The organism is Neptuniibacter sp. UBA6509, from assembly GCA_002435145.1.
Lineage (GTDB): Bacteria > Pseudomonadota > Gammaproteobacteria > Pseudomonadales > Balneatricaceae > Neptuniibacter.
The window spans coordinates 17514-29298 of sequence record DJLT01000125.1; the positions used below are offsets into that span (position 1 = coordinate 17514).

General features: G+C 44.6%; 9 protein-coding genes. All 9 read left to right on the top strand.

From position 1 onward, the window contains the following. Positions 1 to 122 precede the first annotated feature (122 nt). The 9 genes from dksA (at position 123) to B4K11_RS17330 (ending at position 11777) form a co-directional block, all read left to right on the top strand. On the top strand, positions 123 to 551 hold the full coding sequence (gene dksA / locus B4K11_RS17290; RefSeq protein WP_292955556.1) for an RNA polymerase-binding protein DksA: 429 nt from the start codon (positions 123 to 125) through the stop codon (positions 549 to 551). 48 nt (positions 552 to 599) lie between these two features. Beyond that, positions 600 to 1484, top strand: a complete 885-nt coding sequence (gene gluQRS / locus B4K11_RS17295) for a tRNA glutamyl-Q(34) synthetase GluQRS (protein ID WP_292955553.1) — start codon at positions 600 to 602, stop codon at positions 1482 to 1484. A gap of 166 nt (positions 1485 to 1650) precedes the next feature. Then, on the top strand, positions 1651 to 4554 hold the full coding sequence (locus tag B4K11_RS17300) for a sensor histidine kinase (protein WP_292955550.1): 2904 nt from the start codon (positions 1651 to 1653) through the stop codon (positions 4552 to 4554). Between the two features lie 41 nt (positions 4555 to 4595). Further along, complete coding sequence (locus B4K11_RS17305; RefSeq protein ID WP_292955547.1) at positions 4596 to 5981, top strand: sigma-54-dependent transcriptional regulator; 1386 nt, start codon at positions 4596 to 4598, stop codon at positions 5979 to 5981. Positions 5982 to 6604: 623 nt separating this feature from the next. After that, the gene (gene pcnB / locus B4K11_RS17310) at positions 6605 to 8041 is read left to right on the top strand and encodes a polynucleotide adenylyltransferase PcnB (RefSeq protein WP_292955544.1); all 1437 of its coding nucleotides are present in this window, start codon (positions 6605 to 6607) and stop codon (positions 8039 to 8041) included. Beyond that, positions 8031 to 8516, top strand: a complete 486-nt coding sequence (gene folK, locus B4K11_RS17315; protein ID WP_292955541.1) for a 2-amino-4-hydroxy-6-hydroxymethyldihydropteridine diphosphokinase — start codon at positions 8031 to 8033, stop codon at positions 8514 to 8516. The genes pcnB and folK overlap by 11 nt, the downstream gene beginning before the upstream one ends. Before the next feature lie 40 nt (positions 8517 to 8556). Then, positions 8557 to 9351, top strand: a complete 795-nt coding sequence (gene panB, locus B4K11_RS17320; RefSeq protein WP_292955538.1) for a 3-methyl-2-oxobutanoate hydroxymethyltransferase — start codon at positions 8557 to 8559, stop codon at positions 9349 to 9351. Between the two features lie 2 nt (positions 9352 to 9353). Continuing rightward, complete coding sequence (gene panC, locus B4K11_RS17325; RefSeq protein ID WP_292955535.1) at positions 9354 to 10202, top strand: pantoate--beta-alanine ligase; 849 nt, start codon at positions 9354 to 9356, stop codon at positions 10200 to 10202. Positions 10203 to 10595: 393 nt separating this feature from the next. Then, positions 10596 to 11777 (top strand): acetyl-CoA C-acetyltransferase, encoded by a 1182-nt coding sequence (locus B4K11_RS17330; protein ID WP_292955532.1) that lies wholly within the window; start codon positions 10596 to 10598, stop codon positions 11775 to 11777. Positions 11778 to 11785 lie beyond the last annotated feature (8 nt).

An 11785-nucleotide genomic window follows, 5' to 3' on the forward strand; every position in this document is an offset into this window, starting at 1 on the left:
GAAACGGCAATGCATCTGGTAATTTGCCTGCCTTTCATGCTAAATGCAGTTTTTGCATTAATAACACAGGCAAGTGAAGTCATCCTTAAGATGGCTTACGCAGAAGAGTGAGGCAGCACTTTATGCCAAACAAGAGCGATACATTCACACATTTCGAGCCTTACCCTCTTAAGAAGGGCGAGGAGTATATGAATGAAAATCACAAGGATCATTTTCGTAAAATCCTTGGCGCTTGGAAACAAGAGCTTATGGAAGAGGTGGACAGCACTATCCACCATTTACGTGAAGAGCAATCTAATTTTGCGGACCCGAGTGATCGAGCGAGCCAAGAAGAGGAATTTAACCTCGAACTACGCACACGTGATCGCGAGCGTAAGTTGATTAAAAAGATCAACGAATCTCTCGAGTTAATCGACGAAGATGACTACGGTTACTGTGACGCATGCGGAATCGAAATCGGTATTCGCCGTCTAGAAGCTCGCCCGACTGCGTCTATGTGCATCGATTGCAAAACGCTGGCCGAGATCAAAGAAAAACAGTTAGGCCGCTAATCCGATATAAAGCCAGTTTAACCGCTGGCTTTTACGGGTTCACACCTTGTGACCTATATCGGACGTTTTGCCCCATCCCCGACCGGGCCTCTTCATTTTGGCTCTCTTTTGGCTGCACTCGCAAGCTTTCTTGACGCACGTGCAAATAATGGAAAGTGGCTATTACGGATCGAAAACTTAGATCCCCCCCGAGAACAAGCTGGGATTAAAGAAACATTCCCCAACATTCTAGAAGCTCACGGTTTATACTGGGACGATGAGCTTTGCTTGCAAAGCGATCGCCATCAACACTATCAAAATGTTCTCGATGCACTACTGTTACAGAAACATGCGTATCGCTGTAATTGCTCTCGCAAAGAGATTATCAGCCGATGCGGTAACACCGTTTACGATCAACACTGCCTACTTAGCCCTCCTAACACTGATGCTCAATGCGCCATCCGCATTAATAGTAAAGATGCTCAAATTTCCTTCACCGATCTGATCCAGGGGCAACAAAATGATCGGCTGAACGATTATGGGGATTTTGTAGTTTATCGACGGGATAATCTCTACGCATATCTTTTAGCTGTTGTCGTAGATGATTATTTACAAGGCATCACCCATGTTGTCAGAGGCTCTGATTTACTCAGTGAAACCGCACGCCAGATACATCTTCAGCATATATTGAAGCATCCAACCCCAACTTATGCACATATCCCCGTCGCAACAAATAACGAGGGACAAAAACTGAGCAAACAAACCTTCGCACCTGCACTCGATATTGAAAACCCAGTATCAACGCTCTTCCAAGCACTAAAATTTCTAGACCAGAGGCCACCTCAAGAGTTGCTCAGCGCTAGTAAAGAGGAAGTCATCAGCTGGGGAATAAACAATTGGAAGATAAGCAGCATTAAAAAAACTATGGCTAAGCCATTACAGGTGAGAACCTAATACGTGTATTTTCATAGGCTTCTACTTCTACTGATTCCAACGCTATATATCGTTGTGCCCCTCATCATAAGTAGCTGGCAAAGTATGAATGCACCTTGGTACTTACCTTATATTGTATGGGCGGGCGTAATAGTTATCGCTTTTTTGATAGAGAGGAGACGTTCAAATGTTTAGCTTATCCTCCTTAATATTAATCGGTGTTGCTTATCTGTTATTCCTATTTGGTACAGCGTATTTAACCGAGCGCGGATTACTACCTAAGAAAATTGTTACTCATCCCCTCACCCATGTTCTCTCTATAGGGGTGTATGCCAGTGTATTAACATTCTATGGGGCATTCAGCTTAGCTCAAGAGTCAGGCTATAGCTTTTTGGGCACCTATTTTGGTGCTGTAATCACTTTTATTTTAGGCCCAGCCCTTCTCATTCCTATCCTGCGTATTACACGAACCTACCAGCTAAGTTCGCTCGCGGATCTATTTGCATTTAGATTCCGTAGCGGCGCTGTCGGCAGCTACACTGCGATATTGTCAGTAATCGCTATATTGCCAATGCTGTCCATTCAAATCCAAGCGGTTACGGATGCCCTATATATTTTGAATGATCAGTTCAACGCTGATCAAATAGGCCTAGGCTTTTGCTTTATTATCGCGTTGTTCTCTATTCTTTTTGGTGCAAGGCACGCATCACTTAGAACCAGCCACCATGGGCTAATGGTCGCGATGGCAGTTGAATCACTGATTAAGCTGATTGCTTTACTCGTCATAGCGGGATTTGCCATTTTCGGAATATTAGGCGGTATTAGCGGAACTGAAGCCTTCATTCTAAATAATCCGAAATCGATAGAATCACTACAAGCACCGATCAATAGCGATTCATTCCGCACACTAATTCTGGCTTTTTTCGCCGCCGCTATAGTGATGCCCCATACCTTTCATATGCTGTTCACTGAAAACGCATCCGATGAAACCATCTACAAAGCAGCTTGGGGAATCCCTCTTTTTCTATTTTTATTAGCTTGCGCGGTTCCCCCAATTTTATGGGCCGGTGAAGCCCTAGGCGTAGAGGGAGACCCTCAGTTTATTATTTTAAACATTGGCCTTATGCTCGACTCAACTTGGCTAATGGTAATTGCATTTATCGGTGGATTATCGGCGGCGACTGGCATCATGATTGTTGCTACCGTATCTATGGCCTCAATGCTGCAAAATCATGTCATTCTGCCCTTAATACCTAAACCAAAAACTCCACGCTTCTACGCATGGTTACTTTGGCTTAGGCGAATGCTCATTATGGCGATGATATTAGGTAGTTACTTATTCTATCGACAGATAGGCAGCAATTTTAATCTGCATCAGATGAGTATCTTATCGGTTATAACTTTCTTACAGTTTCTTCCCGGCTTACTGGTTACGCTATTTTGGCAGCGAGCCCATCGCCTAGGTGTTATTTTAGGGCTCACAGCAGGTGTCGGTGTTTGGGTATTTAATATGCTTATTCCACTCTTAAATGCACCTTCGACCCATACTGAACTGTTTAGCCTCGATAACAATTGGGACCACATTGCTATTTTAGCGCTCATGCTCAATGCAATAATTATGACCGTTGTTTCATTATTTATGACCCAGTCCACAGAGGAATCTCAAGCCGCACAAGCCTGTTTGATTAATGCCTTACAAAAGACAAACCCTAATAACTTACGTGCATCAAGAATCAGCGATTTCATTGATATGCTTTCCTCCAGGCTCGGGCGCAAAACAGCTGAACGAGAAGTACAAAAAGCGTTAGAAACAATGAATGTTAACCCCGATAACATTCGCCCGGTGGACCTTCTTCACTTAAGAAGCATGCTGGAAAACAACCTCTCAGGGCTGTTAGGGCCGATTGAGGCAGCAGCCCTGCTTGAACCTTTAGATCACCCTAAAGATCCGATGGGTTTTAAAGCAAGCAATGTACATTTAATTGAAAATCAATTGGAAAACTATCAAGTTCAGCTCACTGGGCTGGCCGCTGAACTCGATGAGATGAGACGTTACCACCGCCTTACCTTACAAAAGCTTCCTGTGGGTATATGTACCTTAGATACAGAAGGACAAGTGCTTTTTTGGAACCATGAAATGGAACGTTTCACCCATATTGACGGTGCTGAAATCATTGGCAGTAAACTTCACAGCAACCAAAACCCTTGGAGCGCCATCTTAGAAGAGTTTGCCAACGGCACACTCGATCATCAACTAGGACAAAAGCTAATCATTGATGAACACACCCACTGGTTCAGCTTACACAAATCTATACTGAAAGAACGCCGCGATATCGGCATGGTTATATTGTTAGAAGATGAAACCGCTACCAAAAATTTACAAGATAAACTCGCACACAATGAACGGCTTGCATCAATAGGCCGTTTTGCAGCGGGCGTAGCGCATGAAATTGGTAACCCTGTCACGGGCATCGCCTGCCTAGCGCAAAACCTAAAACTTGAAACAGACAATACCTACATTCTTGAAACCGGGGATCATATTGTTGATCAAACCAAACGCATCAGCAAAATAGTCCAATCCCTTGTACGCTTTGCCCATGCGGGTCGTCCAGAAGCGGATAGAGAGCAGCTGCCTGTTTCATTAGCACAGTGTGCTGAAGAAGCTATCCATCTACTCTCCCTCGACAGCCATGGCAAACAGCAACATTATGTTAACCGTATCCCAGACAATTTAAGAATTCTTGGCGATCCACAACAGATGCAGCAAGTGTTTGTAAACTTGTTACAAAACGCAAGTGATGCATCAAATGACAATGATCATATTTGGTTAGATGCTACAGAAACTTCGGAGACAGTTAAGCTGACAGTAACCGATGAAGGAAGTGGTATTTCAGATGAATCAAAAATAAGAATCTTTGAACCCTTCTTCACTACAAAAGACCCAGGCCAAGGTACAGGTTTAGGTCTATCATTAGTGTACAATATTATCGAAGAACATTATGGTAGTATTGATATAACAAGCCCAGCCAACAACAATCAGAAGAAAGGCACTCAAGTGGCAATAACGCTCCCGCGTCTTAAATGGACATGAGATCCTAATAACGCGAGAAAGCTGGATATAAGGTAGAGCTTATGAGCCGAATTCTGATTGTAGAAGACGAAACAATTATACGAGCAGCCCTACGCAGGCTACTAGAAAAACATCACTTTAACGTCGATGACGCAGCATCTGTTGATGATGCAACCAGCCGCTTTAAACTTGATGATTTCAATCTCATCATCAGTGATCTTCGCTTACCCGGCGCACCCGGAACAGACCTTATCGGTTTAGCTAAATCAGTTCCTGTTTTAATAATGACCAGTTACGCTAGCCTTCGCTCCGCGGTAGATGCGATGAAGCTAGGCGCAGTTGATTATATTGCAAAGCCATTTGATCATGACGAGATGCTCTCATCAGTAGAAAGCATCCTTGCTGGCAATATTGAACATGCTACGCCCCAAGCCGATTCATCCTCATCACTGACACTGGGCACTACTCAAATTTTTGGTTCTTGCCGCCCGATGCTAGAGTTAGCCAAACGCATTCAAAAAGTTGCAAAAACTAACGCGACTGTCCTTATCCAAGGTGAATCAGGTACCGGCAAAGAGTTGGCAGCTCGCTCGATTCATGAACAAAGTAATCGTGCTCATATCCCAATGATTTCCGTCAACTGCGCAGCTATACCAGAAAGTTTGATCGAGTCAGAACTTTTTGGTCATGAAAAAGGTGCCTTTACCGGCGCCAGCAGTGGCCGCACAGGTCTTTTAGAAGCCGCTGACGGCGGTACACTTTTCCTTGATGAGATAGGTGAGCTCCCGCTAGAAGCTCAAGCTCGTCTACTTCGTTTTCTTCAAGAGGGTGAAATACGAAGAGTAGGCTCTGTTCAATCGAAAAAAGTCGATGTCCGTCTTATCGCCGCCACTCATCGTAATTTGAAAGAACTCGCGAAACAAAATGAGTTCCGTGAAGATTTATACTATCGCTTGTACGTTATGGAACTTGTTATTCCTCCTTTACGTGAACGTGAGAACGATATAATTGAAATAGCCAACAAGATGCTGATAAACGCTTGTCGACGTATGAATGTCAGCACCCATAGCTTTGCCCCTGATGCGATAAAAGCAATGGCTATCTACCCTTGGCCAGGTAATGTTCGAGAACTAGAAAACGCTATTGAACGTGCGGTTATTTTAACCGAAGGCCCAATAATTACCTTAGATACACTTGGATTGGATATTCCGAAAACAGCTTTAGAAACTCTTGAGGCTCAGTTAACAGAGATAGCCCCTCAAACCAGCACCGCACTTGCCCAAGAGGAACAAAGTAACTTATCGCTGGATGATTACTTCCAACGTTTTGTAGTAGAAAACCAAGATAAACTAAGCGAAACAGAGCTCGCAAAAAAACTTGGCGTCAGCCGTAAATGCCTGTGGGAGCGGCGTCAAAAACTAGGAATACCACGGAAGGCTAAAAAGTAGCAGACATCAGTATTAGACCATAGTTTTAGAAGAGATTAAGAGTAACGATATAGGTAACAAACGGGTAACAAGTTGGGTGTTACCTTACTACCCACAAACTAGTACCTAAGCGTAACAAGCAGTAACAAAAGCAACACCTAAGTAGCCATTATTTTTTAGTGGATTTTTTAACATGCTGTTTTACAACAATTTTTAAAAAGTGGCACACCAAATGCTTACTATTGGCGTGTAAACAAATAAGAAGCAAGCTTCTAAAAGCTAGACCACTAATAAAAATAAAAACTGGAATTAGATTTTAAGAAGCACCCGCCTCGAATAAAAATAAAAATGAGGTTTAGAAAAGCTGGTCGTAGCGAAGTTGTAACGATCAAAATGCTCTTAGAAAAACAACAATAAGCTAAGTAATAGCCGTTGTTACCTGAGATGCGATCAGCTAATCATTCCCCCATATTCAAATTCAAACAAGCCAACGCTCCCATTACACCATTCAACAGTGGTATGATTGCGCACCTAATTTGATTAGGGATAGCGGCATCAAGGTTGTCAGAAAGAAACACCTCCCTTGTTAACAAGCCAGCATATACCCTTTCTAGATATTCAATTTGTATTAATAGGCACTTCAATTGCTTAAAACCATTAGCAACGCACTGTGTAAAGTATTTAGCAGTAAACCGAAAGATCAGAGCACAGACACGGATGAGACACCCTCAAACTCTGGCATGATTACGGTTGCTAAAAAACGCCTGATTACAGAAGATCAGCATAAAATTTCTCGCCGGTATCTAGATGATAATGCTCTCAAGGTTGCATATCGCCTGCAAGATGCAGGGTATGAAGGCTACTTAGTGGGCGGGTGTATCCGCGACCTACTACTTGATAAAAAACCTAAAGATTTTGATGTAGCCACTAATGCGCACCCAGAAGAAGCTGCTGAGTTATTTCGCCGCGGGCGCCTGATTGGTCGTCGTTTTAAGCTAGTACATGTACGCTATGGCCGAGATCTAATTGAAGTTGCCACCTTTCGAGCAAGCCATGATAGTCAGACTGAAGATGGCGAAAACGAACATGGAAAACAGTGCGATAGCGGCCTAATTCTGCGAGATAACGTCTACGGCACGATTGAAGATGATGCTCTACGTCGCGATTTCACAGTAAATGCACTTTATTACTGCCCAAAAGATCACTGTGTCTATGATTTTGCTAATGGCTACGAAGACCTGAAGAAAGGCGTGCTTCGTATGATTGGCGATCCAGACTCCCGTTACAAAGAAGATCCCGTTCGCATGCTGCGAGCTGCTCGTTTTGCTGCAAAGCTTGATTTCACCATTGATGCTGCTTCTGAAGACCCTATTCGCCCATTAGCACCCATGCTAAAACGAATAGCGCCCGCTCGCTTATTTGATGAAGCACTTAAACTTTTACAATCAGGTCATGCAGTTCAATCTTATAAACAGTTACAGCGCCTTGAACTATTTGAACCGCTGTTTCCTCAAGTTCAAGTGCTGCTTGATGACCCTCATCTTAATGTACCTTTAGAAAGCCTTATTCAAAACGCATTCAAGAATACCGATCGCCGTTTAGCTCAACGTAAGAGTGTGACCCCTGCATTTTTGTTTGCAGCGATACTTTGGTATCCGACACAACTGCGGATGCAAACACTGATACGAGAGCAACGCATGCCTCCTTTGCCTGCGCTACACGAAGCAGCTAATCAGGTTCTATCTGAACAAGTGCGTTCGACAGCGATCCCACGTCGCTTCTCAACATCGATTCGCGAGATATGGGAGATGCAACTACGCCTGCCTCGCCGTCAAGGGCACCGAGCTCTGCGTTTAATGGAGATGCCTAGATTCAGAGCCGCATATGATCTACTTCTTCTACGTGAAAGCAGCGGCGAACAGCTAGATGGACTTGGCCAATGGTGGACTGACTTCCAAAATGCTAACCCAGAATCCAAAGACAATATGGTAAATAGCTTGGGTAAAGGCGATAAACCTCGCCGTCCTCGCCGTAAAAAAACCAAAAAACCTCGTCAAGAGCGTTCAGGTAATGACAGCTAGCATTCGATGTTTTATTGGATTGGGAAGCAACCTTAACAATCCCACTGAACAAGTAGTTCGAGCACTAGATGAGCTGGCCACTTTAGATAAATGCCAGTTCATCCAAGCCTCTTCTCTCTATGCTTCAGCCCCCGTTGGCCCTCAAGACCAACCAGATTTTATTAATGCCGTCGCTGAAATAGAGACTGAGTTACCACCGCACCTTCTGCTGGATAAACTTCAAGCGATTGAACAGAAACACCAGCGTGTTCGCGAAAGGCATTGGGGACCAAGAACACTCGACCTAGACTTATTACTCTACGGTGATCAAGAAATTAACACCGAGCGTCTTATCGTCCCTCACCCATTCATGCACGAGAGAAGCTTTGTACTTTACCCGTTATCTGAAATCTCTCCTGATGTAGAGATTCCTCAAGATAAACAATTGTCTTCGCTTTTAGTTGAATGCCCTATGGGCAGCTTAACAAAGATATAGGTATAATCGCGCCAACGCGTAATAACAGGAAGCTAATTCCATGAGCAAAATAACTCTGCACACGTTGTCATCAATGAAAAAGACCGGCGAAAAATTTGCGGTTCTCACTGCTTATGACGCTTGTTTCTCTCATCTCGTTAGTACTGCAGGTACTGAAGTGATTTTAGTAGGAGATTCATTAGGCATGGTGCTTCAGGGCAATGACAGCACCTTACCCGTGACTGTTGAAGAGATGGCCTACCACACCCAGGCCGTCGCCCAAGGAAACCAGGGAAGCCTTATCATGGCAGACCTACCCTTTATGAGCTATTCAACCCCTGAACAAGCGATGGACAGTGCTGCCGCGCTTATGCAAGCCGGCGCCAATATGGTCAAGCTTGAAGGTGGGGCATGGCTAACCGAAACAGTTTCAATGCTCGCTGAACGTGGCGTGCCAGTTTGTACTCACTTAGGCCTAACACCTCAAACAGTGAACAAATTAGGCGGCTACCGAGTACAAGGCCGAGACAATGAAACAGCGCAACAGATGATCAATGATGCCGTACTCCTACAAGACGCCGGGGCCAGCATTATTCTGCTAGAGTGCGTTCCCTCGCTACTCGCTAAAGAGATTACCCTTGCTGTAGATATCCCTGTCATAGGGATTGGCGCAGGAAGCGATACCGATGCACAAGTACTCGTACTGCATGACATGCTAGGCATCACACCAGGCCGCAGCCCGAAATTTGTTAAAAACTTCATGCCTGGAGCAGAAAGCATTGAAGCGGCTGTCGCTCAGTATGTCAAAGAAGTAAAAGATGGCAGCTTTCCAGCGCAGGAACACGGATTCGAATAAGCATGATTACAATACATTCAATTGCTGAACTGAGAGCGCAACTTAATAAAGCGCGTTTACAAGGTAAGCGGATTGGCTTCGTCCCAACGATGGGAAACTTACATGAAGGCCATCTACAACTGATAGATCAAGCACGGGCTTGTAGTGACGTTATTGTCTCATCCATCTTTGTGAATCCATTGCAGTTTGGTGCTGGAGAAGATCTAGACAGCTACCCTCGAACGTTAGCTGATGACCAAGAAAAGCTTGCATCCAGAGGCTGTGACTTTCTCTTTGCCCCAACAGATGCAGAAGTCTATCCGCACGGCCGAGAAGCCCAAACACAAGTCGAAGTGCCTACCATATCAGACCTCTACTGCGGCGCATCTCGCCCGGGGCATTTCCGCGGTGTAGCCACCGTGGTTTGCAAACTGTTTGGCATGGTACAACCAGATGTCGCTATTTTTGGCGAAAAGGACTTCCAACAGCTGATGGTCATTCGCCGAATGACTGAAGATTTGAGCTTACCTGTCGAAATACAGGGAGCACCTATCGCACGCAATGAGGATGGACTCGCATTAAGCTCGCGTAATGGTTATTTAAGCCCCGAAGAACTAAAAATAGCGACCACTTTGAATCGCACTCTACTAATTGCTAAGGATGCTCTTCTCAACGGCAGCAAGGACTTTAGTGGTATTGAAGAGCAAGCAGAGACAACTCTTGAAGAATCCGGTTTTAAACGTGATTACTATAAGATCTGCCGTCGCTCTGATCTGCAACCTGCTACCGACTCAGACAAAGAACTCGTTATTGTGACAGCCGCATACATGGGCTCAACACGCCTTATTGATAATATTCAAATCAATTTATAACGCTAATAGCTAAACGAAAGTTCTTTCGTTTAGCTATTTTTGAAATCCCCTTACTTTTTGCACCGACATACACCTTCAGCCCCCTAAAATACTGCAACGCAACACTCCCAGCCACCAACCGAAGTCGTATACATCCCCGCTACTTTCGAGGCTTGACAAGCAGGGGGCTGGTCACGCAGACTGCTAAGACGATGAGTTCGTGCAGTGCAATAAAAACTATATAAATAGTCATCACTGCCGAGAAATGCGGTTTTTTTAACCCGTCATGCACAAATATGACGAATAAGGTTTTCGTATAAACGCCAATTTTCAATTGAAACACTAAAGTCACTTTAGTGACTTAAAATCATCGTTAACGAACTTTGTACATAGCTAAGCTAAGAGGCATTTCAAATGCGTGACGTTGTTATTGTTGCTGCGGGTCGTACCGCAGTTGGTACTTTCGGTGGTTCCCTATCTAAAATTGCTGCATCAGATCTAGGTGCAACAGTTATTAAAGGCCTAATTGAAAAAGTTGATTTAGATCCAGCAAAAGTGGACGAAGTCATTTTAGGTCAAGTTTTAACAGCAGGCTGCGGTCAAAACCCTGCTCGCCAAGCGACTCTGAATGCAGGTTTACCAAACTCAGTTTCGGCACTTACGATCAACAAAGTATGTGGTTCTGGTCTAAAAGCTATCCAGATGGCTACGCAAGCAATCCGTTGCGGCGATGCAGAGATCATCATTGCGGGTGGTCAGGAAAACATGAGCGCATCTGCTCACGTTCTGCCTAACTCTCGTAATGGCGCACGCATGGGCGATTGGAAAATGGTTGATACCATGATCAAAGATGGCCTTTGGGACGCATTCAATGATTACCACATGGGTATCACTACGGAGAATATCGTAGAGAAATATGGCTTCACGCGTGAAGAGCAAGATGCTTTCGCTTCTGCATCTCAGAACAAAGCAGAAGCAGCTGTAACTGGTGGCTTATTCAAAGATGAGATCATCCCTGTAACAATCCCTCAGCGCCGTGGCGATGATATTGTATTTGATACAGATGAGCAGCCACGTTTCAGCTGTACTCCTGAAGCACTTGCGAAGCTACGCCCTGCATTTAAGAAAGATGGCACAGTAACAGCAGGCAACTCTTCTACAATCAACGATGGTGCAGCTGCAGTTATCGTTTGTTCTGCAGAAAAAGCAGCAGAACTAGGCCTTCCAGTACTTGTAACTATTAAGGCTTACGCTTCTGCGGGTATTGATCCTGCTATCATGGGTACAGGCCCAATCTGCGCAACACAGAAAGCACTTGAAAAGGCTGGCTGGAATGTAGATGACCTTGACCTTGTTGAAGCAAACGAAGCATTCGCTGCACAAGCAATGTCTGTAAACAAAGACCTAGGTTGGGATACAGATAAAGTAAACGTTAATGGCGGTGCAATCGCTCTGGGTCACCCAATCGGTGCTTCAGGTTGTCGTGTATTCGTGAGCCTAGTTCACGAGATGGCACGTCGCGATGCTAAGAAAGGCCTTGCTACACTATGTATTGGTGGCGGCATGGGTACAGCACTTGCAGTTGAACGTAGCTAATCGCTTTT

Coding starts and splice junctions, on each gene's coding strand:
- dksA (WP_292955556.1), top strand. CDS start 123: ATGCCAAACAAGAGCGATACATTCACACATTTCGAGCCTTACCCTCTT.
- B4K11_RS17300 (WP_292955550.1), top strand. CDS start 1,651: ATGTTTAGCTTATCCTCCTTAATATTAATCGGTGTTGCTTATCTGTTA.
- B4K11_RS17305 (WP_292955547.1), top strand. CDS start 4,596: ATGAGCCGAATTCTGATTGTAGAAGACGAAACAATTATACGAGCAGCC.
- folK (WP_292955541.1), top strand. CDS start 8,031: ATGACAGCTAGCATTCGATGTTTTATTGGATTGGGAAGCAACCTTAAC.
- panB (WP_292955538.1), top strand. CDS start 8,557: ATGAGCAAAATAACTCTGCACACGTTGTCATCAATGAAAAAGACCGGC.
- panC (WP_292955535.1), top strand. CDS start 9,354: ATGATTACAATACATTCAATTGCTGAACTGAGAGCGCAACTTAATAAA.
- B4K11_RS17330 (WP_292955532.1), top strand. CDS start 10,596: ATGCGTGACGTTGTTATTGTTGCTGCGGGTCGTACCGCAGTTGGTACT.